Below are 23,902 nucleotides of genomic sequence, written 5' to 3'. Positions count from 1 at the left end.
GGGATTTTTTATTGTTTGCATAATAAATATGGATGAACCGGTGAAAATGCGATGAAAAAGATGGACGGGCGAATGTGTGGATCAGTAAAAAGTGTTCATAATAAGGGGACTGAACCATGAAAAGAAGCACAAAAATTACTTTATTTTCAATTATAGGAATAATACTATTCCTCTGGGTTATTGGCATATTAAGCTTCTACTTAAGATGAGAACAGATAAGAAAGAATCAAAGAATAGAAGCTTCAAACAGCTTAAAAACCTTCCTTTTTACCTCTAAGCCGTTTGAGGCTTCTTCCTGGTATACCCTCTTTGGATATCTGATCCGGTTTAGATACCGCCCATGCCGGATCGGCGTGCACATCTATGCAGATAAGTGGAAAAAATAGGAATATATTCTCTTCCTTGACAACAAATGCTCGTTGGACTATCATGGGCTTGAAAACGAAAACACTTTACTTTTTCACAAAAAAGAAAGCGCTCACGATTATACTTGTCGACAAGTATACTAATCTTACAATCTTATGAAGAGGAGGATCTCTTATGGAAATCGGGATCGTTGGACTTGGAAAAATGGGTATGAATTTATCACTCAACATGCTGGATCACCAAGTGGATGTAAAGGCGTATGACACGTCCAGAGATGCAACCGCACAGTTGTCATCCCTTGATTCACGGGCAAAATGCTTTCCTTCATTGGAAGCGCTGGTCCAAAATCTTGAAGCCCCTAGAAAAATTTGGGTGATGGTGCCGTCCGGGGAACCGACAAACGAAACCATTAACAAGCTCAGCAACTTGCTCAGCGCCGGCGATATTGTCATTGACGGCGGCAACTCTCATTATACCGATTCATGCAGGCATTATACTTTGCTTCAAAACAAAGGCATCCATTTTCTTGATGTCGGCACGTCCGGCGGAATCAGCGGAGCCCGGCATGGCGCCTGCCTGATGATCGGGGGAGACAAGCCGGTATTTGATCAGTTGGAGCCCCTTTTTGAAAAAATTTCGGAAAAAGATGGATATTTATACACCGGAAAACCGGGAAGCGGCCATTTCCTCAAAATGGTGCATAACGGCATTGAATACGGCATGATGGAAGCATTGGCTGAAGGGTTTGAAATTCTTGAAAAAAGCCCGTATGACTACGACAACCAGGCTGTTGCAAAGGTATGGAACCACGGATCCGTCATTCGCAGCTGGCTTGTTGAACTATTGGAAGATGCATTTTCGAAGGACGCCCATCTCGACGAAATCAGCGGGGTCATGGCATCGTCCGGTGAAGGCAAATGGACGGTTGAAACCGCACTTGATTTACAAGCATCCATACCGGTTATTGCCTTATCCTTAATGAACCGGTACCGTTCCCTTGAAAAAGATACTTTTACCGGCAAAGTGGTTGCCGCACTCCGGAATGAATTTGGCGGGCATGCAGTGACCCGGTCCGGCCAGTAAGCTACCTGAAATGGAGACAGGCTTTTCGGAATCAAATTTACACGAACGGGAGTTTTGAATATGCTACAGTTCCCTGAACAATGGATGAAAAATGCATCTCTTGGCGAGCAGATCGCAAATGAATTGCGCCTGCTGATCCTTACAAATGAAATCAAACCCGGCGACATCATTTCCGAAAACCAGATTGCCCGGAAATACGGAACGAGCCGTTCGCCGGTCCGTGATGCATTGAAAGCTCTTGCCAACGACGGCCTTATTCAATTGGAAAGAATGGGCGCCCGCGTATTGGGAATGGGGCTGGCAGATATTCATGAACTGTACGATGTACGTGAAATGATTGAGATTTTTGCGCAGCAAAGAGTGTCTGCTGCTCCACAGGAACAGTTGATCCAGTTCCTGAACGAGACGATCGATAAAATGAAGATTGCAGCAAAATACGAGAACCACAGCGATTTCGCCTATTACGATTTTTCTTTCCATGACAGGATCATCCGCCATGCTGGCCATAAACGGATCTTGAATCTTTGGAATGGCATGAAGTCCCTGATCATGGCCGTACTCCTCGTGACAACGGAAGATGTTTTTGCCCACGGCCCCGGCCATCTGGCATGGGTCATTGAAAAACACCGAAAAATCGTAAACAGCCTTTTAACCGGAAACGAAGAAAACGTGGAACAATCTGTTTCTGCCTATTTTAAAGACTCGAAAAGAACACTCGATAAATCTTTTCCGGAAGAGGGAAAAACGGAGTAGGCGTAGCCTGCCTGGCACAGGGTTTTATATTCCAATCTCTTTTCGGCAATCTGGCCCGGAAAGCATCGCTTTTTATTGCATTCAAGTTGTCGACAAGTATTCAATGAATTTGCTACGTTCGCTTTAACATACTAAAAAGGAGGCTTTTATGATGCATGACGCCTGTATGATAGGGGTTGATATCGGTACAACCAGCACCAAAGCCGTGCTTTACAGAACTGACGGGACCATTTTGGCAAATGCCAATCAAGGTTACCCGTTGTATACGCCGGATGCATTTACTGCAGAACAAGATCCGGACCAGATTTTTCAAGCTGTCCTTCATGCCATTCAGGCCGTTACAGCGAAGAGCGGCCAAAGCCCCGAAACAATCCGGTTTGTCAGCTTCAGCTGCGCCATGCACAGTGTCATCCCTGTAGACCGGGAAGGCAAACCGCTTATGCGTTGCATCACATGGGCAGATAACCGGAGCATGGGCTGGTGCCGCAAACTGAAAGAAGAATTGGGCGGCCACGAAATCTATATGCGGACGGGGACGCCGATCCATCCGATGTCCCCTTTGCCAAAACTGATGTGGCTGCGCCATGAAAGGTCTGAAATCTTTCAAAAAGCAGCAAAATTTATTTCGATTAAAGAATATGTTTTTTACCGTTTGTTCCATCAATACGTGGTTGATTATTCCATTGCCTCCTGCACCGGCCTGATGAGAATGGATAACTTGTCCTGGGATGAAGAAGCATTAAAACTGGCCGGATTAACGGCGGACCGGTTATCCGAACCCGTTCCGACAACACATATAATGAGCGGGCTTGATCCCCGGTATGCAGACCAAATGGGGCTGGGCAAAGATACGCCATTTGTGCTCGGCGCAAGCGACGGTGTGCTTTCAAACCTCGGCGTGGACGCGATTGATCCGGGGGTGGTTGCGGTCACCATCGGCACAAGCGGCGCGATCCGGACCGTGCTGGACCATCCTTCTGCTGACCCAAAAGGCAGGCTTTTCTGCTATGAATTGACGGAGGATAAATGGGTGGTAGGCGGGCCTGTCAATAACGGAGGCGGCATCTTGAGATGGGCAAGGGATGAATTTGCAGCTTCCGAGGTTGAAACGGCGAAACGGCTCGGCATCAGCCCTTATGATGTGCTGACAAGAATGGCATCGCGTGTGAAACCGGGTGCGGATGGGTTAATTTTTCAGCCGTATTTCAGCGGGGAACGCGCACCTTTGTGGAACCCGAATGCCCGGGGCGCCTTCTTCGGCTTAACTTTGCATCATGAAAAACAACATATGATCCGGGCCGTACTGGAGGGCATCATTTACAACCTTTACAGTGTCATGCTGGCCATGAAGGAAAGAACCGGAGAACCGGCACGGATCCAGGCAACCGGGGGATTTGCCCGTTCACCGCTTTGGCGCCAGATGATGGCAGATATTTTCAATCAGCCGGTCAATGTTCCGGAAAGTTTTGAAAGTTCCTGTCTGGGGGCGGCTGTGCTTGGCTTGTATGCGACCGGGGAAGCGGACAGCCTGGATGTCGTTTCCACAATGGTTGGTTCTTTACATAGCCACCAGCCGGTCCCGGAAAACGTGGCGGTTTATGAGCAGCTATTCCCGATCTTCATCCGCCTTTCGCGCAAACTGAACGATGAATGGAACGATATTGCTGCTTTTCAACAATCGCAATTTGGAACAGACGCGGAAACATGAACGATATAAGCTGAATTTGAGTTTTTATATCAAACCCGAGCACCCATGCATGATGCCTATTTTTACAGCAGGCAACAGTACTGCGATATTTTTGTGCCTTTTATACAGGATTGACCGCGGCCTGAATAACCGTTCTGCCTTTGCAAAACGAATGCGAGGCAAGCAGTAGCCGCGTTTTAAAGCATACATTGCCCGACGCCGGCCGCGTTTTAAAGCTGCAGATGAATGCCGGCTTTAGCCGGACATTTTCTCCGTTTGAACCGGGAATGTTTTTCAGCCGGCTCCGGAAACAAGCCAGCCCTATTTATACATCGGCGGTGTTGCGGACGGGGGAAAGGCCCCCTGTTTTGCATCCAACTGATAGAGGCCATTCGCTTCATCAGCAGCTGATGCCCTTAAAATTATAAAAGAAAGCAGTGATTTTCATGAGCAGTGCTTATCTCATCACGATAACCATCCTTGCCATTGCACTCGTCATTGTCGGGGTCACATGGTTAAAATGGCATGCATTCATCAGTCTGTCGGTTGCTAGTTTGGCTCTTGGCCTTACAGCCGGCCTGCCAATCACGAAAATTGTGACGGACTACGAACAAGGTGTCGGGGGCATTCTCAGTTCATTGCTGGGGATTCTCGCGCTGGGCACCATTCTTGGGAAAATGATGTCCGAATCAGGCGCCGGTATACAGATTTCAAATTACTTCACCCGGGCATTCGGTGACCGGAATCTTCCATGGGCCACTTTCTTTGCCGGCTTGATTATCAGTATTCCGGTATTTTTTGAAGTCGGCCTTGTCATTTTGCTGCCGCTTGTGATTGCAATCCAAAAAACAACGAAGAAAAATCTTTTGCTGATTGCGATCCCGATGATTTCTGCATTATCCATTTCACACGGCATTGTCCCGCCCCATCCGGGAGCAATGGCAGCGATCGGCATTTTTCATGCCGATGTGGGGCAAGTTTTGCTTTATTCATTGATTGTCGCTTTGCCGGCCGGTATCATAGGCGGCCCGTTATTTGCTTATTACATCAGTAAAAGGGTAAAGCCGGAGACAGAACCGAAAGTAGTGGCGGCAAATGTTTCGGCAACCTCTTATCCGTCTGTCGGGGTTTCCTTTTTTACGATTTTACTGCCGATTATCTTAATGATCGGAACGGTGATTGTCCCGTTCGTCCGGATGCCTGCCCAATTGGCCCATTTTTTAAATTTTATCGGAAACCCGCTGATTGCATTATTGATTTCAGTGTTCGTCGCCTATTATTTGCTTGGGACCAGACAGGGCATCGGACGGAATTTGATCAATAAACTGACCGGGGAATCCCTCGCTCCTCTCGCCTCGATCATGATGATCATCGCAGCAGGCGGGGCATTTAAACAAGTGCTGATTTCCTCCGGTGTCGGCGATGCGATTGCCCAGGTTGCCACGCAATGGCAGCTTTCACCGCTTGTCATGGCCTTTGTTGTAGCCGGCCTGATCCGGATCGCAACCGGTTCTGCAACGGTCGCGCTGACCACAGCAGCAGGCATCGTCGATCCGATTGTCGTCCATATGACAGGGATCAATCTTCCGCTTTTGGTTATTGCAACCGGCGCCGGATCGCTCATGTTCTCCCATGTCAACGATGCCGGTTTCTGGCTTGTTAAAGAATATCTCGGGCTGTCTGTCAAACAGACATTTAAAACCTGGACCGTATTGGAAACCTTGTTGTCGTTTGCAGCATTCTTCATCGTCCTGATTATCAATCTGTTTGTATAATCAGGCAAAACATGGGAGGGTCCTCCGAGCACAAAAATACCCTGGCGAACACTGCCAGGGTATTTTTTGCACTTGGCTTTAAACAAATCCGCTTACCGGTGCTCCCGCCTCGCGAAATCGACAAACCGGAATTTGTCCAGCCGGTGGCGCGATTCGGTATATTGCAAAAGGCTTGCATCATCCAAATAAACATGGTTCCGGACAACGACGACATGATTGTACTCGCCCATGTCCAGATACTTGTAGTCTTCCTCTGTTGCTTTTTCAACCGTGATTTCTTTTTTCGCAAAGCTGATCACAAGGCCGAGCGTTTTTTCAAAATACTGGTAAAGCGAGATTTCACAAATATCTCTTGTAATCGACGGGACAAACTTTTTCCGGATGTAATCCTTATCCAAAATGATGTTCTCATGGTCAATTTCCCGCGACCGGACCACCTGCCATACTTCTTCTTTTCCGGATATCTTCAGCTGCCGGGCCAAGGCATCGTCAGGTCTGATGAGGACAAGTTCATGGACATTCGTGCGCCATGGCTTCCCCGAGCTTTCCGCAATTTCACGGAAGCTGACAAGTCCTGAAACCGGAAAATCAAACTTTTTTACGTCCAGTACAACAGAGCCTTTCCCCCGGATTTTTTGAATATAGCCATTCTGGGATAACAGATTGAGGGCTTTCCGGATCGTCTCCCTTGAAGCCCCGAATTGTTCCGCCAAAATATGCTCGGATGGCAGGAGGCTACCTGCTTCCATTTCGCCGTTTTCGATTTTTTCAGCAAGCTGATGGTAAATTGTGTAATACTTGTTTTCTTTCATTTGGGATCACCATTTGTATTGTACCATGGCAAAACCGGCATTACGATTCTGTCAAAAAAGTACACAACAGATTCATACGGACGCAGGGTGAAAGAATGAAAATCCAGAGAAGAATCGGGATAGTTGGAAAGCAATATTTGAGCTGCTCCGTCCAGTGTACCCGGTAGCTCAAACTGCACCGGTTCTCCGTAAAAATTATTCACGACCAGCAGCTTGCCGTCTTCACTTGTCCGCAAATAAGCAAAGATTTGCGGATGATCCGGAAGCAATAGCTGAAAGTCTCCATCTGTGATGACCTCATACGTTTTTCTTAACTGAATGAGTTTTTGATAATGGTAAAAAACGGAGTTTGGATCTTTCAGCGCTTTTTCTACGTTAATATCAGGGTAGTTGGAAGCGACCGCAATCCATGGCGTGCCTTCAGTAAACCCGCTGTTTTTCGTACTGTCCCATTGCATCGGTGTGCGCGAATTGTCCCTTGATTTCCGCATTAAGATTTCCATGATTTCCGCGTGGCTTTTTCCACGGCTTTGTAAAATGTTGTACATATTGAGGGACTCGACATCCCGGTACTGTTCAATCCGGTCAAAATGCGGGTTGGTCATGCCGATTTCTTCCCCCTGGTAAATATAAGGCGTTCCCTGCATCATATGGATCGCCGTTGCCAGCATTTTCGCCGATTCCACCCGGTACTTGCCGTCATCGCCGTATCTTGATACGATTCTCGGCTGGTCGTGATTGCACCAGAATAAGGCGTTCCAGCCGCCGCCTTTATGCATGCGCGTCTGCCATGTGGACAGAATCTTTTTCAGTGCTAGAAAATCAAAATCGGCAGATGTCCACTTGTCGCCGTTTTCGTAATCGACTTTCAAATGATGGAACTGAAACACCATGTCCAGCTCACGGGAAGCCGGGTTCGTATAGCGGATGCTGTTTTCAATCGTGGTTGAAGACATTTCTCCGACAGTCATCGCATTGTATTTGGAAAACACTTTTTCATTCATTTCATGCAAAAATGCATGGATGCGCGGGCCGTCCGTATAAAATTTGCGCCCGTCGCCCGGCGGGACTGTTCCGTCATCATCGGGGAAATCCTGATTTTTGGAGATCAAATTGATGACATCGAGGCGGAAGCCGTCAACCCCTTTTTCAAACCAAAATTTCATCATGGTGTAGACTTCTTCCCGGACTTTTTCGTTTTCCCAGTTCAAATCGGCCTGTGTTACATCAAACAGGTGCAGGTAGTATTGCCCGGTTTTTTCATCGTATTGCCATGCCGGCCCCCCGAACTTGGAAACCCAGTTGTTCGGTTCTTTCCCGTCTTTCGGGTCCCGCCAAATATAGTAATCCCTGTACGGGTTGTCTTTCGATGATGCGCTTTCGATAAACCATCTGTGCGCGGTTGAAGTATGGTTGACAACGATGTCCATCATGATTTTTATATTCCGTGCATGCGCTTCTACAAGCAGCTGGTCAAATATTTCCATCGTACCGTAAGTCTCATCAATGGCATAGTAGTCGCTGATGTCATACCCGTTATCGCGCTGCGGGGACGGATAAACCGGCGTCAGCCAGATGACGTCGATGCCAAGCTTTTTCAAATAATCCAGTTTCTCAATAACCCCTTCAAGGTCGCCAATGCCATCCCCGTTTGTATCTTTAAAGCTTTTAGGATAAATTTGATAGACAACTGCTTTTTTCCACCAAGGTTGTTCCATTTTTTCCACTCCCGAATTGCTATCGTCGTAATGCCATGAAGGCTTGAAATATGATTTGGACGTTAAAGCGAACTATAGCCGGAAAGCGGCCTGCCATTGTACAGTCCGCTTCCCTGTCCTTTATGCTTTTTGTCTTTTTAATTTGCCGAACAAGAAGGTCAGCACGAACGGCACGACAATGACGATCACCATACCGGTAAAGAACGTTCCCCACGAATGCGGGAAGATGGATAAGAATCCTGGGATCCCACCAACACCGATTGCCGGGGCTTTCACATGTCCGGTTGCCAGTACAATCCCTGCAATGGCTGAGCCGATTAGTGCGCAAACAAACGGATATTTGAAGCGGAGATTGACACCGAACATCGCCGGTTCCGTAATGCCGAGATAAGCAGAAACGGAAGATGTGCCGGCCATCCCTTTATCCACTTTGTTCTTTGCCAAAAACATCATGGCAAGCGCGGCCGAACCTTGTGCAATATTGGACATGCAGAGAATCGGCCACAAATACGTGCCGCCGGCGCTTGAGATCAACTGGAAGTCGACCGCAAGGAAAGCCTGGTGCATCCCTGTAATGACAAGGAGCGCATAGCAGCCGCCGTAAAGCAGGCCGCCGATTGCCGGCACATGGTTGAATACATATACGACAAGGCCGGTGATCCAGTTCCCGATGCCGAAAGTCAACGGCCCGACTGCAACGAATGTCACAAATCCGGTTACAAGTAAAGCAATGGGGGCGACAAGCAGCAACTGAATGGCATCCGGGATCCGTTTTTTCAGCCATAATTCAAGTTTCGCCAGAATAAAGGATGATACGAGGACCGGCAGCACCTGCCCCTGATAGCCAATTTTATTGACATGCCAGCCGAACAGATTCCATACCGGGATCGAGTGGCTTTTCAGTGCTTCACCGTATGAGTAAGCATTCAATAAGTCCGGATGGATCATCATTGCGCCGAGCACAATCCCGAGAAGCGGATTGCCGCCGAACCGTTTCACAGCCGACCAGCCGATTAGGATTGGCAGGAACGTGAATGCGGTATTGGCAATGATGTTAATCATGTCCGCAAGCCCGGCCCAGCTTTCGTGAACCTGGATAAAAGACTTATGGGCGTAAAAAATGCCCCGGCCTGTCAAAAGATTGTTTAACCCCATTAACAAACCAGCTGTCACGATGGCCGGCAAAATCGGGATGAAAATATCGGAAAGCATTTTGACAAACCGTTGAAGCGGATTCATTTTCTTTGCGGCTTCGTTTTTCACATCTTCTTTTGAAGCGTGCCCGATGCCCGTCAGCTCAACCATTTTGTCATATACTTTGTCCACTGTCCCCTGGCCAATCACAACCTGGTACTGCCCGTTTGCTGAAAAAGAACCTTTGACAAGTTCGATTTCCCCGAGCTTTTCTTTGTCTACTTTTCCTTCATCTTTTAATGCAAATCGCAGCCGTGTCACACAGTGCGTTGCCGCGGCAATATTGTCTTTTCCGCCTACTGCTTCAACAATTTGTTTTACAGATTCATTGCTGATTTTCGCCATGTTGTCGTTCCTCCTGTCTTATTGGCGATCTTACAATTGGGCCGTCATGACCACCGTTTCTCCCGGCACGGCATCCAAACTTGTTTTTTTGTCAAGATGAACCGCCTCGCCATTTGTCACCACGATGGATGTGATCGAATCCGCCGCTTTTTCTTGAATCCATTCCAGGTCAAAAGTGATGAGCGTATCGCCTTTTTTCACCTTATCTCCATCTTTTACAGCGGTTTCAAATCCTTCCCTGTTTAATGTAACCGTTTCCAACCCGATATGAATTAAAAGTTCCAGCCCGGATGCGCCGCGCAGCCCGATGGCATGCTTCGTCGGGAAGACTTGCACCACTTCCCCGTCAAATGGCGCCACAAGGAGGCCTTCGGTTGGTTTTACCGCAATGCCGTCCCCCATCATTTTTTCGGAAAAAGTTGGGTCCGGCACTTCTTCAATGGCAACAACCTGCCCTCTTACCGGAGCAAAAATACGTTCTTCCTTTGGCTTCTTTTGAAATAATTTAAACATGATTGCCACCTCACTTTATTTCACAAAACCGTTTTCATTTACTCGTAATCTTGTATATACATCTTACATTCTCATCATATCCTGTATATACAAGTTTGTCAATAGCGCTTTCTTTTTCCCAGAAATAAAATGCTGCCGGTGTTTCATGGGGTGGGAAAATACGATTCAGGCATTGATTGAAGAGGCAAGGGGCAGACTACTAGATATGCTGATGCTAGGGCAGGGAATTGAAAAATTGTGGCAGGATCGTGGAATAACCTAACATGTCGATGGACGAGGGCAAAAATAAACTTAAGCTTTTACCATAAGCTCAAGCACCCATTTGCATGATAACTCCATTTTACAGCAGGCAACAGGCTGCAATATTTTGTGCATTTTATATCGCAGACAAATTTCGTGCCGGGCAATTTCCACCCGATACGGGGCGAAATTCCCGGCACAGATTAAAACTTTGGACTACCTTTGCAACAACAGGTTCACGCATTCAACGATGCACCGTAACGTTTCCGCGGCACGCCCCGGCATAATCCGGTCACTTTTTCAGGAGCCCTTCTTTTACTAAAAAGGCTCTTGCCACATCTTCTGCTTTCTTGCCTTTGACACTGACTTCATAATTCATTTTCTGCATTTGGGTGTTTGTAATCTTCCCGGCCAGCTTGTTTAATGCCGGCACAATTTCCGGATATTTGTCAACCGTTTCCTGCCGCAATAAAGGCGAACCCTGGTATGGCGGGAAGAAATGCTTGTCATCTTCAAGAACGACCAGATGATACCTTTGCAGTTCGCCATCTGTGGAATAGGCGTTCATCAGATTCACTTTGCCTTGTTGGATGGCATGATACCGTACAGACGGATCCATTGTCACCACATGAAAATGCAATCCGTATTTTTTTGACAAACCGGGATACCCGTCTTTGATATCGGCAAATTCGGGGCTGAACCCGGCTTTTACGTACTGCTCGACATTTACAAGGTCCGATATCTTTTTCAAATGGTATTTCTTTGCAAAACTTTGCGGAACCGCAATCGCATAAGTATCATTAAATTTCATCGGGTGTAACAATGCCATGTTGTATTTTTTGGCCATACCTTCTTTGGCTTGTGCATACACTTCCCTGCTGTCTGTGCTAACAGGGTTCTCTTTCAGCAGGTTGACGATGGCTGTCCCGGAAAATTCCGGATAAAGATCGATATCCTTTGACTGCAACGCATTGAAAACAAAGGTTGTATCGCCCAACCCTGTTTTTAACTTCACTTTTAAATCTGTGTTCTCTTCAATCAGCAACTTGTACATATTGTCCAGAATTTCCGGTTCCGACCCCAGCTTGCCGGCAATCACAATCGTTTTTTGCCCGTCTTTATGAAGCAAGTTTGGCGCAACCAGTGAACCAACGATCAACACGATCATCAAGATAAAAATGCCGGATGCCACCATCATCTTCTTAAAAGAAACTTTTTCAAGCTGCCGGAGCAAAACATCGAAAAGAATGGCCAACAGGGCCGCAGGAATGGCGCCGAGGATGACAAGGGCATAATCATTCCGGTCGATGCCAAGCAGGATAATGTCGCCCAATCCGCCGGCTCCGATCAGCGCCGCAATCGTCGCTGTTCCGATAATCAAAATGGCAGCCGTCCGGATCCCCGCCATGATCACCGGCATGGCCAGAGGGAGCTCCACTTTGATCAGCCGTTTTCTTCTGTTCATTCCCATCGCCCTTGCTGCTTCCAATAACGAAGGATCGATTTCTTTAATGCCGGTATAGGTGTTGCGCAAAAGCGGAAGCAGGGCATAAGCGACGAGCGCAATCACGGCCGGGACGGTCCCTATGCCAAAAAGCGGGATTAACAGGCCAAGCAAAGCCAAAGAAGGAATGGTTTGCAGCACGCCGGTTATGCCAATGATGGTTTCCGCGATTTTTTGTTTACGTGTTAAATAAATGCCGAGCGGGATCGCGATCAATAACGAGAAAAAAAGCGCAATTAATGAAATTTCTATATGTTGTAAAAGGGCGTCCAAAAGCTGGGATCTCCGGTCTGAAAAGGTGTTGATAAAACTACTCATGCATCCGGCCTCCATCCCTTAAGTATTGTGACATGGCTTTCATGGCGTGCGGCCGGTTGATCACCCCGACCGTTTTTCCGCCATCCATAACGGCAATCTGTTCAAACGAGGCCAGCTGTTCGAATACCTCTGCCAATGGAGCCTGTAAAGAAACGGTTTTCGTATGGGGCAATAATGCCTGTTCGTCTGTAACCGGGACCATGAGTTCCTCCACGCGGACCGGCACCTGTTTATTCCCGACAAATTCGCGCACAAAATCGTTCACGGGGTTGGTTAAAAATTCATGCGGCGTCCCAACCTGAACGATTTCCCCGTCTTTCATGAGGCAAATCCGGTCCCCGAGCTTTAATGCTTCCCGCATATCATGAGTGACAAAAACGATTGTCTTTTTCAGCCTCTGTTGAATTTCAAGCACATCATCCTGCAATTTTTCCCGGCTGAACGGATCGAGCGCGCTGAATGGCTCATCCATCAAAATGATTTCCGGGTCGGCAGCCAAAGCCCTTAGAACGCCCACTCTTTGCTGCTGTCCCCCTGAAAGTTCATGAGGTTTCCGGTTCCGGTATTCTTCCGGATCCAGGCCCACCATTTCCAGCAGTTCATCGACACGGGCATGGATCTTTTTTTTGTCCCAGTTTTTCAGTTCCGGCACAGTCGAAATATTTTCCGCAATGGTCATATGCGGGAAAAGCGCAATTTGTTGGAGCACGTATCCGATATCCCAGCGAAGTTCATGAATGTCATAATCGCTGATTATCTTTCCGTTGATTCGGACCCAGCCTTTTGACAATTCGATAAGGCGGTTGATCATTTTTAATGTTGTCGTCTTCCCGGAGCCGCTCGGGCCGATCAGAACGAAAAATTCCCCTTTTTCTATTTCCAAATCCAAAGACTTTACAGCAAGGGTCCCGTTCGGAAACTGTTTCGATACATGTTCAAACCGGATCATTTTATCTCTCCTTTATCATGGATTCCTGATTATCCGGCACTTGGTCTTCACCGGGTTTTCGGAATAGAATGTTTCTGCATTCAGCGGGTTCGTGGGCTGGGGCGGCGTTTTTTGGCAAAATGCCTGCCCGCTCCTTCATTTATAGCCTGCCTGTGTTTATTTTTAACCAAAATTTTGCGGGCTCTCATTACTTAGAACGGTTCCATTCCGGGCCGGCATAGGATATTTTTACAAAATAAATCCGTCCGAAAAGAACAATTGTTCCTCATTATATTACATAGACTGATGGTTTGTCTACATCCCCGCTTACTCATTGATATACCCCTTTGGAAAATAAAAAAAGCGGATGGCCCCGCCGTGAAACCGTGGCGTTCCCCGGCAAGCAACCCGGCCGGGGGACGCCCATTGAAATTATTTTTGTCAGAACCGTTCCCATTGCCATCAGGGTCCTTCACCCGTGTCATTACTTGACAACAGGCTTTCCCTGCATCATACCAAAACAAAACAGCGCTTACCGGACGAATCGGGATCACCCCTCAATTGGAATCGTTCAGCAAGCATTCGCGATTACGCCCGGCCGCGAAAAACTTCCCGGTTAATCAAATTGGGCGGGCATTCTCCAAGCAGCCCCTTCGTGAGATTTTCAACCGCAAGTTTTGCCATTGCATATCGTGTTTCATGGGTAGCAGAGCCGATATGCGGAAGGGTGACGACATTGTCCATTTTTAAAAGCGGGTTATCCGGCGAAACGGGTTCCTGTTCATACACATCAAGGCCGGCCGCATAAATTATTTTTTCCTGAAGGGCTTTGACAAGCGCCGCTTCGTCTACTGTCGTGCCCCTTGAACCATTGACAAAAACGGCCGTTTTCTTCATCAATTTGAATTCCCGTTCCCCGATTAACCGGTGCGTTTCCGGGGTAAGCGGCACCATCAGGCAAATGAAATCCGATTTTTCCAGCAGTTCATCAAGCTCACAGTATACCGCATCATACAGCTGCTCGGCTTCCGGGTCGCGGGAACGGTTATGGTATAAAATGTCCATATCAAAACCGAAATGGGCCCGTTTCGCAATTTTGCTTCCGATTCTGCCCATACCGATAATGCCAAGCGTTTTATGGTGGATATCAATACCGTAATGTTCAGTAGAAACAGGCGCTTTCCAATTGCCGTTTTTGACAAGCCGGTCCAGTTCCGTAAATCGCCGCGCCGCTGCAAGCATCAAGCCAAAGATGGTATCCGCTGTTGTTTCATCGAGCACACCCGGCGTATTGGTTGCCATAATCCCCCGCTCTGTTAGCAACGGGATATCGAGATTGTCATATCCGACCGTTATATTGCTAATGATTTTCAAGGCCGGTGCGTGGTCCAGCAATTCTTTTCCCGCCTGGAGCCAGGAACCGAGCAGCCCGTCCGCTTCCGTTAAGTCAGGCAGAAGATCGGAAATATCCTTTCCCCCCGGTATGTAGCGTACTTCAAATATTTCCTTCAGCTTTTCAATCAAATCCCCAGGCAGTTCGCTGTATACCAATACTTTTTTCGCCAAATGAGCCATCCCCCTTTGTTTACGTTATTCTTGTAAAATTATAACAAAGAATAAGGCGAGCGTCCTTTAACCGGGTTTCCGGAATGTGCGATTTTTTGTAATCTCCCGGCCAAAATAGGAGAGGGTAAGAAAAAGCCAATCCTGGAATCGGGGTGTTGAAGCATGGTATTCCTTATCGTTTTTGATGATCGTTCTGAATCTGTTTGCTTTTCTCATGCCAAAAAAATTTAGCGGCATTGAAATGCTGTGCACCACCCTGTTTGCCATGTGCCTTGAATTAATCGTCAATTTATTTCTGGATCTCAAGTATGATCTTTTTGGATACTTTACAAAAGGAGTCGACTGGAAAGCCCTTTGTTATTTGTTTGGGATTTATCCGGCCATCAATATTACCTTTATCAACTTTTTTCCAAACAGGTTCCGCACCCGGTTCCTCTATATTGCAGGATGGACGATCGTGGCGATGGTTTTTGAGTTTTTGTTCATCATGACGGGTACGTTTTACTACAATGGCTGGAAACCTGTGTATTCTGCTATTGCGTATCCTATCCTCTTTTGCATCCTAGCGTTATTCTATCAGCTTGTTCACCTGCTTTTGCTCAAATATACCCCAAACCGCTAGGCACCCAAATAAATGGTTAAAGAAACCGCGGCACTGAACGCCCCCCGGGCTTGTGGCAGCCGCCGTATCTGGCACGGGAAAAGTCTGGCAGGATTTGCTAAAATAGAAAGAAAGTCATTGAGGTGGAGACATTGAAAAACAAAGTTATTTTGCTTGCATCGGATCAGCTTGGAAAAGGCGAACAAGAATTGGGAGAAGGATTGTTGGAAACCTTCTTTACCATCCTGAAACAAAAGGAAGAACTGCCGGCCGCTGTGTTTTGCGTAAACCGCGGTGTGTTTACGTTAACAGAAGACTCGCTCGTTTCCCTTCAATTGAAAGAATTGGAGGAAAAAGGCGTGGACGTTCTTGCTTGTAAAACCTGTGTGGACTTTTATGGGCTAAACGAAAAACTTGCAGCTGGAAAAATCAGCAGCATGGCACAATTTGCAGAATTAGCATCCAAATATGAAGTCCTTACGTTATCCTGACCAGGTGGAAAAATCCTATCCGGAACAAAAAATAGAGAAAAAGCCCTGCATCAGGCAGGGCTTTTCCTGTTCTTGCCAAATCCCAGCGATGTCACGTGCGCCCGACCAACATCGAAATGCCAAGGCCGCCACCGACACAAAGCGAGGCGAGGCCGGTGCGCACATTTCTTTTTTCCATTTCATATAAAAGTGAAACGAGAATTCTTGCGCCGGATGCCCCGATCGGATGCCCCAGTGCAATCGCGCCCCCGTTAACATTGACTTTTTCCGGATCAAGCCCCAAATCCCTGATAACGGCAAGGCTTTGGGAGGCAAAAGCTTCGTTCAGCTCGATTAAATCCACTTCTTCCAGGGATACACCGGTCTTTTCAAGCAGCTTTTGAATTGCGTAATAAGGGGCATACCCCATGATGGAAGGGTCCGTTCCTGCTTCTGCATACCCTTTGATGACCCCGAGATAAGGAATCTTTTTTTCATCCGCAAGTGATTTTTCCATTAAAACTACAGCAGCTGCGCCGTCATTGATCCCCGAAGCATTCCCTGCTGTGACAGTGCCATCTTCGAGAAAAGCGGGTTTCAGCTTCGCGAGCCCATCAAGCGTCGTTTCGGGGCGGACATGCTCATCCTCGGTAAACAGCATCTCGCTTCTTCTCTGTTTTATTTTTACCGGCACAATTTCGTCTTTGAAACGGCCGGCCTTTTGCGCCTGCGCGGCTTTTTGCTGGGATTGAAGCGCAAAACGGTCCTGTTCTTCGCGGGAAATGCCGAATTTTGCCGCCACATTTTCCGCCGTCAAACCCATATGAATGCCTTCAAATGCATCCGTCAGGCCGTCGCGCAGCATGCTGTCTGCCATCGCCATATTGCCAAGCTTATGGCCCCAGCGTGCCTGCTCTGCAAGATAAGGCGCACGCGACATGTTTTCCGCCCCGCCAGCAACCGTTATTTTCGCCTCGCCAAGCTGAATCATCTGGGCAGCAAGCAGCACAGCTTTCAATCCGGAGCCGCACACTTCATTCACGGTGACGGCAGGCACTTCATACGGAATGCCGGCTCTGACTGCCATTTGCCGGGCCGGGTTTTGGCCGAGGCCAGCCGAAAGAACATTGCCAAAAACGGCATAATGGACCTCCCGTGCAGAAACGCCGGCGCGCCGGATCGCTTCTTCTGCGGCAATCGCGCCCAGTTCCACAGCAGATATATCTTTTAAACTGCCGCCGAATTTCCCGATCGGGGTCCGGACGGCGCTGATAATCGCAACTTCATGCATATACGTTTACTCCCTCTCTGTCATTTCCCATCCACAATCTTTGCAACTTGTACTATAATGGGAAGGTGTCAGTGTGTCGTGATAAGTTGTATTTCGACACCGTTTATATTAAATTATTTAGTACAGTTTCTCAAATTTCAATAACAATTCCTGTAAAAAAGGTGTGAATAGCTGTTGCAAATCGGAATAGACAAGATCGGGTTTTATACCCCGCATTTATATGTTGACATGGAAAAATTGGCACTTGCCCGGAATGAGGACCCTGGAAAATTTTTAATCGGAATCGGCCAGGAAAAAATGGCCGTCGCCCCGGTGACCCAGGATGCGGTGACGCTCGCAGCCAATGCGGCGCTCGAAATTTTAACAGACGAAGATAAAGAAAAGATCGATTTTGTTATTTTCGGCACGGAATCCGGCGTCGACCACTCGAAGGCAGCCGCAATTTATGTGCACCGCCTGCTCGGTTTAAAACCGGAAGTGCGGGCCGTTGAAGTGAAAGAAGCATGCTTCGGTGCTACGGCAGGGCTGCAAATGGCAAGAGGGCATATCGCCCTGCATCCGGAAAGCAAAGTGCTCGTGCTCGGGTCGGATATTTCAAGATACGGATTGAATACTTCAGGAGAGGTTACCCAAGGGGCCGGCGCCGTCGCCATGGTCGTAAGCGCCCATCCGAAAATTCTTGCGATCGAAGAACCGAGCGTGTATCATACGGAAGACATCATGGACTTTTGGCGGCCGGTCTATTCGGATTCCGCTTATGTGGACGGCAAGTTTTCCAATGAAAAGTACATCGGTTTCTTCCAGACCGTCTGGCAGCAGTACAGAGAAAAAACCGGCTTTACGTTAAGTGACTTCGAAGCCATTTGTTTCCATATGCCATATACAAAAATGGGCTTAAAAGCGCTGAGAACGGTGCTGGATGAAACAGATGAAGACGGGCGCGAAAGGCTTCTTGCCCATTATGAAACAAGCAAAAGTTATAACAAAATCGTCGGGAACATTTATACCGGCGCTTTGTATTTGAGCTTGCTTTCCCTGCTTGAACAAAATACAAAGATAGAAGCAGGTGCGAGGATCGGCCTGTACAGCTACGGGTCCGGCGCAGTCGGGGAATTTTTTGCCGGGATCCTGCAGCCGGGCTATCGTGAAGCCTTGCAGCCGGCCCGCCATCAGCAAATGCTCGATGCGCGGAAAGAAATTAGCGTTGCCGAATACGAAGCCATTTTTACAACATCGCTTCCAAACGACGGATCGGCCGTTACCTTGCCGGTAAACGAGGATCCGGCCACCGTTTGCCTTGCCGGAATCGAAGGGCACAAGCGGCAATACATCAATAAAAATATGTAAAAACCAGTGGCATGCTTTATAAGCGTGCCTCTGGTTTTTACAGAGGGAAATGACCGCCCCCCTTTAAGGCGACTTTCTTTTCAAAAACGGGGAGTTGCGCCGTAAGCCCGGCCCCCAGGGGTTTCATCCTGCTTTAAAGGAAAAAACCTGCCTGGCCAAATGAAAACAAAAAAACGGCGGGACATTACCATAATCGTGTCTCACCGTTTTTTTCTATATTTTGTTCAGTGCCGCGGTATTCTTGGCGCCGTTTTTCATACCCGCGTGTTTTTTTTCTTCCTATTTCTGTTCAGTGCCCCGCCTGTCATCCTCTGATTTCTTTTAAAATTTTCTTTGCCGTAGCAAGATCAATTGTCCCGCTTTGTTTTAGTTTTTCTGCAACCCGGTCAATTTCGCTTCCGGAGGCGCCTGCACTGATGGCCAGCGATTTGGCGTGCAGGGCCATATGCCCTTTTTGAATGCCGTCTGTGACAAGGGCTTTGATGGCGGAAAAGTTCTGGCCAAGCCCAGCGGAGACAATGATCGATTCCAGTTCTTTCGCATTTTGGTAACCCAGCAACCGCTTGCTGAAACCGGCAGCAGGGTGGATGCTGATCTGGCCGCCGACTGTCCCGACCGGAAGCGGAAGGGTGAGGCTGCCAAGCAGGTCTCCGTTTTCTGCTTTGCTCCAAGTAGAAAGGGAACGATACTTGCCGGACCTTGCTGCATAGGCATGGGCGCCCGCTTCAATCGCGCGCCAGTCGTTCCCAGTTGCGATCACAACGGCATCAACGCCGTTCATAATGCCTTTGTTATGCGTCGCAGCCCGGTAAGGATCCGCGTATGCAAATTGGGCGGCTTCAATGATCCGGTCGCGGACTTCTTCACCGGGCATGCCGTTTTTTTCAAGCAATGGCACGGGTATCCGGCACTCGGCCGTTGCCAGGCACTCAGTGGCATAATTGGAAAGAATGCCCATTAACGCCCGTCCCCCTGTCCACTCTTCCAAATGCGGTTTGATCGCCTCCGCCATGGTGTCGATGATATTCGCACCCATTGCTTCCCGCGTATCAATATGGAGATGGACAACAAAAAAAGCAGGCGTGCCGGCTTTTTCATCAGCCGGGATCAGGCGGACTTCCAGTTTCCGGGCTCCGCCGCCCCGCTTCACAATCGAAGGCTTGGCCTCATTCGCCGTTTGCAAAATATCTTCCGCATGGGCCATCACCACCGTTTTCGCACGGATCGGATCCGGAACGTCCATTAACGCCACCTGCCCGATCATCATACGGCTGCTCACTGTCGTCCGGAAACCGCCTGCCTTGTTGATGATTTTTGCCGCCGAACTTGCCGCCGCCACAACAGAAGGCTCCTCAATCGCCATCGGGACGACATACTCTTTTCCGTCAATCAGAAAGTTCAATGCCGTACCATATGGCAATTCATATTTGGTAATCTGGTTTTCAATCATATGGTCCGCCGTTTCATCCGGCAGCACAAGCCCTTTTTCAAGCAGCGCAGCATCTTCGGCTGAAATGGCCTTCGCCTGTTCCAGTGCCTTGATTCTTTCAAGTCGATTTTTTTCGTAAAATTTATGCAAAGGTTGCTTGTCCATGTTTCCCTCCTCTGTGCGCGATAAAGTACCATACATTTATTTTAACGCATTTCAGGGGGAAAACCAGCCATACATTTTTCCAGCTTGCCATCTTCCTGCGTGCATTTCTTATCTTAACAGCCACGCAGATAATTTTTCCATAATTTAGTTTACTCAGAAGAAACGGGGTGCTCTCCGCTTCATAGTTGAATTATAAAAAATTTTGCCTTTTTCTCGGTATCTCCGAAAAAAGCCGGAGATTTTCGTTAAAAGATATAAGAAAATTGTTATTTTCTATGGCGGTTTTATCATACATTCGTATAATTAATCTTAGAAAGGGAGTAGGAAAAGCGATGCTGGATCACTTCATCGATGCATAAATACCAGCGGAGATTAACGCTACACGGTTGTATCAAACCCTTCCGCCAAACCGAAAAGAGGTGGAGAGGATTGTCTTCTTCCTCTCTAAAACGATATCTTAGCATCGCACAAACGCTATGAAAAAAATACTGTTGATTTTCTTCTGGGCAGCTGTTGCATTGTATCTTTATTTCGGAGACAGATTTAATCAAACACTTCATCTTGTTTCCGGAGCTGTTTTATCCGTAATCGGTACAGTCGTTGTTGTATGGTATTTCGTAAAATTATTTAAGCGCAGGGAATCATCTGGCAAATAAAAAGTTCGAACAGGCCTTTTATAATAAAAAATGGGAAAACAAAAACAGAGAGCACAGGCGCTATTTACCCCTACGCTCCTCCGGCCGTTCTTTCATTCGGAACATGGCAACAGAGGAAGATCTGAATGAACTTGAGCAACTGATCAAGGAAAAAAGAAGCATTCTTAAAGATTGTTAGCGGCACAGGGGCTGTCCCAAAAGTCGATCAATGGCTGATGGGAGTCCCTTATTTATTTAACCGGCTGCTGATTCACTATATGGGACCAGCAGACAGATAAAGCGAGGAGTATGCCTCATCATTTGCAGGTTATGCCTCTGCAGCTGTACGCCTTCTGCCTCCAATTAACAGTAGAAATGCAATAACAATATAAACCACTGCCCCCGTAAGGCATCCTCTTAATGTGAGATGGGCATCCACTTCCGGCCCGCTACTGATAAAACTAATAAAATCGATTGCTGCATGAAGCATGATCGGGAGTATTAAACTTCCCGAGCGAAGATATAAGGCACATAAAACCAGGCCTAAACAAGTAACCTGGATGACCTGCAACGTTGTAATATAAAATGATTGATGAAAAAGGTTAATAAAATGAAATCCGCCAAAAATCAACCCGGAATACAGGCAAGCTTTTATTCTCCCTGCATAAGCCGCTTTTCCTTCGTTTAAATAGGACCTGTTGAATAAGCATAAATTACAGATTAAAGAAGGATTTCGGCTACTTTTCGCGAATATAATGTGTAAGGAAAGCTGTCGGCAAATAGTTTCAATATGTAAAATGGGACACGGAGACCATTGGAATTATTTGGTACAAAAATTTCTCCGTTACTTTTGAGCAGATAAGTATCTCCCTTTAAGGCAAGTCCTATAAGGTTGACATTTATTTGATGAACATACATATAAATTTCGGTAAGCCCTCATAGTTATAGTGATGTAGGAAATAAAATATGGGAGATAAAGTATATGAGCAAACATTTTCCAAATGTGAGCGTGGACTTAATCGAGTCGGCTAGGAGGAGTGATGGGGTTTTAAGTAGGTTATCAAAAGAGGAACTTACATGTTAAAAAACAGATACTTGAAATTCCTATATTTAGTGAAAAAATATCCTTACACCTCAATCTGCCCTACGTATGATATTGACGAAATGTGGCACCTTCATATTCTTCATCCACAGAAATATTATAATGATTGCATGGATTACTTTGGTTGTATTTTAGATCATAATCCTGGTTATGGCAAAGAAGAATCTGAGCTTCCTCATTTAATGAATATATATAGGGAGTCTTTGAAAAAATGGTCCGTTGAATTTAAAGAAGACTATAATATACCGTTATCAGATAAAGTTAAAGAACTAGCCAAAAATGGCACGAATGCTGAAGTAAAGACTTGCTATAATGAACCATTGAAAGCTGCAACCTGCTATAATGAACCGTTGAAAGGTGAACAAGAAAAAAAGACTTGCTTAAACGAACCATTAAAAACTGAACAAGCCAAGGTTCAGATTTAAGGTGAAAAGTCAGCAAACGATTGTTTATAAGGCAAGCCTATTTTAATTTAGGCTTGCCTTTGGCCATAAAAGCATTTTTTGGGGGTGCCAATATGTTAAACAACGCAGTAAACAGATTAATACTTGTTGATACCATTAATACGCTAGGTACCGCAATAACATGGACCGGTCTTCCCATTTTTGCCCTCAATCTAACAGGCTCATTCCTTTATGCTGGAAGTTTGTACCTTACAGAAACGATTGCGGGAATAATATCTACCATTGTAAGCGGACATTTTATAGACAAAGTATCTTCTAAAAAGATGATATTTACTTCCTTTTTTCTTAATTGCTTTGTTATGATAACATTATTTTCATTACTATCATTTAAACATTTTATTATTTTTTTATTCCCTTTGATGATCTTATCCCAATCACTTGGGCATTTTGCTAATCTGTGTCTTGAAGTATGGTTTAGAGATTTGACAATTAAAGATCCAAACATAGGATTAGCAAGGGCAATAAGCAAGAAAAACACGTTTACTACAACTTGTAAGACTGTAGGTTTTACTATCGGGCCGCTCATTTTTGGTATTTTAAGTTCGTACGCCATTCTCATAGACTCTGCTTCTTTTCTCGTGTGCGCGTTTTTAATCATGAGGTTTGATGAAAAAATTCAAATCGAACACTCGCATGATACTACATGGTTTTCCTTAGCATATTTGAAAAGAACTTTAAAAGATAAAATACTGCGAATTTACTTTTTCTCACATTTACTAGGTGGCATGATTGGACCAGTAATGACGAGCCTTTCAGTATATATTTTGGAAGGACATTTTAAAGTAGCTGACTTTGAAATATCTATTTTTTGGCTCGTTGGTGGTGTTTTTGTGGTTTTATCCAACATGATATTATCAAAATCCAGGATTTTATCCGCTTCAAAGGTATTTTTGTATTTTCTAACTGTCTTTTTGGTATGTGGGGGCATTGTTATAATGGGGGCCTCCTTAAGCTGGATATTCTTTATAGTTGGATTTGCCATTATGACAATGGGAAACCCCGTAATAAATAATTTGCTCTCCGCTGAAACCTTTAAAGCAATCCCCCCATATGAAAAAGGGAAAGTAATGGGCGTGATGGAGGCATCAGCAGATCTAGGCACCCTTTCTTTTATGATCATTTCTTGGGGATTAATAGAAACCTTTGGGATATTTATAACTTGTATGATAATCGCCGTTATGGCCATCTTACGGATTACCTTGTTTTATTCTTCATTTAAGATAAAATCAGATATCCCGATAGAGAATATAACAAAAAACCTTTAGGAGAATATGTCAAACTCTTTGGAGAAAACCACCAAAAACGCTGCCGGTAACATGGTTATCGGCAGAAAACACCAAAATGACCATATATTTTACGAATCGTTGCCATCCCCCTTATTACTCTAAAGAGGATCCAGGGTTAATTTTGGGCAGAGTTTCTTTTTTCTTGACTATATTCCGCAACTTCATTTTTTCAAAAACTACAAAATCGGGGGAAGCCGACTAAAATTTGTACTCTTCTTTAAATGAGGTAATTGCGATGTTACAGACTCCTTGTAGCCCAAGGGTTTGAAAAAAGGATAAAAAAATTTTCCCCCTAAAAAGAGGGGGAAAC

19 protein-coding genes are annotated in these 23,902 nt (G+C 46.3%); 9 read left to right on the top strand and 10 right to left on the bottom strand.

Going from position 1 to position 23,902, the window contains the following annotated elements; genetic code table 11:
* Positions 1-540 precede the first annotated feature (540 nt).
* The 4 genes from gnd (at position 541) to IC21_RS13330 (ending at position 5,664) form a co-directional block, all read left to right on the top strand.
* Complete coding sequence (gnd, locus tag IC21_RS13350; protein WP_013858169.1) at positions 541-1,449, top strand: phosphogluconate dehydrogenase (NAD(+)-dependent, decarboxylating); 909 nt, start codon at positions 541-543, stop codon at positions 1,447-1,449.
* 60 nt (positions 1,450-1,509) lie between these two features.
* Entirely contained in the window at positions 1,510-2,202 is a 693-nt protein-coding gene (locus IC21_RS13345; RefSeq protein WP_029142237.1) for a GntR family transcriptional regulator, read from the top strand.
* A gap of 151 nt (positions 2,203-2,353) precedes the next feature.
* Entirely contained in the window at positions 2,354-3,910 is a 1,557-nt protein-coding gene (gene gntK / locus IC21_RS13340) for a gluconokinase (protein WP_029142238.1), read from the top strand.
* 425 nt (positions 3,911-4,335) lie between these two features.
* Positions 4,336-5,664 (top strand): GntT/GntP/DsdX family permease, encoded by a 1,329-nt coding sequence (locus tag IC21_RS13330; RefSeq protein WP_013858166.1) that lies wholly within the window; start codon positions 4,336-4,338, stop codon positions 5,662-5,664.
* Positions 5,665-5,756: 92 nt separating this feature from the next.
* On the opposite strand, the gene treR is transcribed toward IC21_RS13330, so the two are convergent.
* From treR to IC21_RS13295, 7 genes are all read right to left on the bottom strand, one after another.
* Complete coding sequence (treR, locus tag IC21_RS13325; protein ID WP_013858165.1) at positions 5,757-6,476, bottom strand: trehalose operon repressor; 720 nt, start codon at positions 6,474-6,476, stop codon at positions 5,757-5,759.
* The gene (gene treC / locus IC21_RS13320; protein ID WP_029142240.1) at positions 6,473-8,194 is read right to left on the bottom strand and encodes an alpha,alpha-phosphotrehalase; all 1,722 of its coding nucleotides are present in this window, start codon (positions 8,192-8,194) and stop codon (positions 6,473-6,475) included. The genes treR and treC overlap by 4 nt, the downstream gene beginning before the upstream one ends.
* A gap of 120 nt (positions 8,195-8,314) precedes the next feature.
* Complete coding sequence (gene treP / locus IC21_RS13315) at positions 8,315-9,733, bottom strand: PTS system trehalose-specific EIIBC component (protein WP_029142241.1); 1,419 nt, start codon at positions 9,731-9,733, stop codon at positions 8,315-8,317.
* A gap of 30 nt (positions 9,734-9,763) precedes the next feature.
* Positions 9,764-10,246, bottom strand: coding sequence for a PTS sugar transporter subunit IIA (locus tag IC21_RS13310; RefSeq protein ID WP_029142242.1), 483 nt, complete (start codon positions 10,244-10,246; stop codon positions 9,764-9,766).
* Between the two features lie 532 nt (positions 10,247-10,778).
* A complete protein-coding gene (opuFB, locus tag IC21_RS13305) occupies positions 10,779-12,308 on the bottom strand; it encodes an osmoprotectant update ABC transporter permease/substrate-binding subunit OpuFB (protein WP_029142243.1) in 1,530 nt (509 codons plus the stop codon).
* Positions 12,301-13,257 (bottom strand): osmoprotectant update ABC transporter ATP-binding subunit OpuFA, encoded by a 957-nt coding sequence (opuFA, locus tag IC21_RS13300; protein WP_029142244.1) that lies wholly within the window; start codon positions 13,255-13,257, stop codon positions 12,301-12,303. Before opuFA ends, opuFB begins: the two co-directional genes overlap by 8 nt.
* A gap of 567 nt (positions 13,258-13,824) precedes the next feature.
* Positions 13,825-14,802 carry a 2-hydroxyacid dehydrogenase gene (locus tag IC21_RS13295; protein WP_029142245.1) on the bottom strand — a complete coding sequence of 326 codons (978 nt, stop codon included), beginning with the start codon at positions 14,800-14,802 and terminating at the stop codon, positions 13,825-13,827.
* Between the two features lie 214 nt (positions 14,803-15,016).
* On the opposite strand from IC21_RS13295, the gene IC21_RS13290 reads away from it, so the two are divergent.
* Together IC21_RS13290 and IC21_RS13285 are read left to right on the top strand one after the other, a co-directional pair.
* On the top strand, positions 15,017-15,424 hold the full coding sequence (locus IC21_RS13290) for a CBO0543 family protein (RefSeq protein WP_234969476.1): 408 nt from the start codon (positions 15,017-15,019) through the stop codon (positions 15,422-15,424).
* 131 nt (positions 15,425-15,555) lie between these two features.
* Positions 15,556-15,894: a DsrE family protein gene (locus IC21_RS13285; RefSeq protein WP_013858157.1), complete on the top strand. Its 339-nt coding sequence runs from the start codon at positions 15,556-15,558 to the stop codon at positions 15,892-15,894.
* Positions 15,895-15,985: 91 nt separating this feature from the next.
* Here the strand turns inward: IC21_RS13285 and IC21_RS13280 are convergent, their stop codons facing one another.
* Complete coding sequence (locus tag IC21_RS13280) at positions 15,986-17,164, bottom strand: acetyl-CoA C-acetyltransferase (RefSeq protein ID WP_029142247.1); 1,179 nt, start codon at positions 17,162-17,164, stop codon at positions 15,986-15,988.
* Between the two features lie 174 nt (positions 17,165-17,338).
* On the opposite strand from IC21_RS13280, the gene IC21_RS13275 reads away from it, so the two are divergent.
* Positions 17,339-18,511: a hydroxymethylglutaryl-CoA synthase gene (locus tag IC21_RS13275; RefSeq protein WP_029142248.1), complete on the top strand. Its 1,173-nt coding sequence runs from the start codon at positions 17,339-17,341 to the stop codon at positions 18,509-18,511.
* Between the two features lie 304 nt (positions 18,512-18,815).
* On the opposite strand, the gene IC21_RS13270 is transcribed toward IC21_RS13275, so the two are convergent.
* Both IC21_RS13270 and IC21_RS16405 read right to left on the bottom strand, forming a co-directional pair.
* Positions 18,816-20,105 (bottom strand): hydroxymethylglutaryl-CoA reductase, degradative, encoded by a 1,290-nt coding sequence (locus IC21_RS13270; protein ID WP_029142249.1) that lies wholly within the window; start codon positions 20,103-20,105, stop codon positions 18,816-18,818.
* Between the two features lie 963 nt (positions 20,106-21,068).
* Positions 21,069-21,461 (bottom strand): CPBP family intramembrane glutamic endopeptidase, encoded by a 393-nt coding sequence (locus IC21_RS16405; RefSeq protein ID WP_073193837.1) that lies wholly within the window; start codon positions 21,459-21,461, stop codon positions 21,069-21,071.
* Positions 21,462-21,817: 356 nt separating this feature from the next.
* Here IC21_RS16405 and IC21_RS15870 point away from each other — a divergent pair, with 356 nt between their 5' ends.
* Positions 21,818-22,267 (top strand): glycine-rich domain-containing protein, encoded by a 450-nt coding sequence (locus IC21_RS15870; RefSeq protein ID WP_029143140.1) that lies wholly within the window; start codon positions 21,818-21,820, stop codon positions 22,265-22,267.
* A gap of 92 nt (positions 22,268-22,359) precedes the next feature.
* Positions 22,360-23,571: an MFS transporter gene (locus IC21_RS13255; protein WP_029143141.1), complete on the top strand. Its 1,212-nt coding sequence runs from the start codon at positions 22,360-22,362 to the stop codon at positions 23,569-23,571.
* Positions 23,572-23,902 lie beyond the last annotated feature (331 nt).

The sequence above is a fragment of the Heyndrickxia coagulans DSM 1 = ATCC 7050 genome, from assembly GCF_000290615.1.
Taxonomy (GTDB): domain Bacteria; phylum Bacillota; class Bacilli; order Bacillales; family Bacillaceae_C; genus Weizmannia; species Weizmannia coagulans.
Note: the sequence above shows the minus strand (reverse complement) of the source record. Positions and strands in the feature narration are given on the sequence as shown.

Coding starts and splice junctions, on each gene's coding strand:
- gnd (WP_013858169.1), top strand. CDS start 541: ATGGAAATCGGGATCGTTGGACTTGGAAAAATGGGTATGAATTTATCA.
- IC21_RS13345 (WP_029142237.1), top strand. CDS start 1,510: ATGCTACAGTTCCCTGAACAATGGATGAAAAATGCATCTCTTGGCGAG.
- gntK (WP_029142238.1), top strand. CDS start 2,354: ATGCATGACGCCTGTATGATAGGGGTTGATATCGGTACAACCAGCACC.
- IC21_RS13330 (WP_013858166.1), top strand. CDS start 4,336: ATGAGCAGTGCTTATCTCATCACGATAACCATCCTTGCCATTGCACTC.
- treR (WP_013858165.1), bottom strand. CDS start 6,476: ATGAAAGAAAACAAGTATTACACAATTTACCATCAGCTTGCTGAAAAA.
- treC (WP_029142240.1), bottom strand. CDS start 8,194: ATGGAACAACCTTGGTGGAAAAAAGCAGTTGTCTATCAAATTTATCCT.
- treP (WP_029142241.1), bottom strand. CDS start 9,733: ATGGCGAAAATCAGCAATGAATCTGTAAAACAAATTGTTGAAGCAGTA.
- IC21_RS13310 (WP_029142242.1), bottom strand. CDS start 10,246: ATGTTTAAATTATTTCAAAAGAAGCCAAAGGAAGAACGTATTTTTGCT.
- opuFB (WP_029142243.1), bottom strand. CDS start 12,308: ATGAGTAGTTTTATCAACACCTTTTCAGACCGGAGATCCCAGCTTTTG.
- opuFA (WP_029142244.1), bottom strand. CDS start 13,257: ATGATCCGGTTTGAACATGTATCGAAACAGTTTCCGAACGGGACCCTT.
- IC21_RS13290 (WP_234969476.1), top strand. CDS start 15,017: ATGCCAAAAAAATTTAGCGGCATTGAAATGCTGTGCACCACCCTGTTT.
- IC21_RS13280 (WP_029142247.1), bottom strand. CDS start 17,164: ATGCATGAAGTTGCGATTATCAGCGCCGTCCGGACCCCGATCGGGAAA.
- IC21_RS13270 (WP_029142249.1), bottom strand. CDS start 20,105: ATGGACAAGCAACCTTTGCATAAATTTTACGAAAAAAATCGACTTGAA.
- IC21_RS15870 (WP_029143140.1), top strand. CDS start 21,818: ATGTTAAAAAACAGATACTTGAAATTCCTATATTTAGTGAAAAAATAT.
- IC21_RS13255 (WP_029143141.1), top strand. CDS start 22,360: ATGTTAAACAACGCAGTAAACAGATTAATACTTGTTGATACCATTAAT.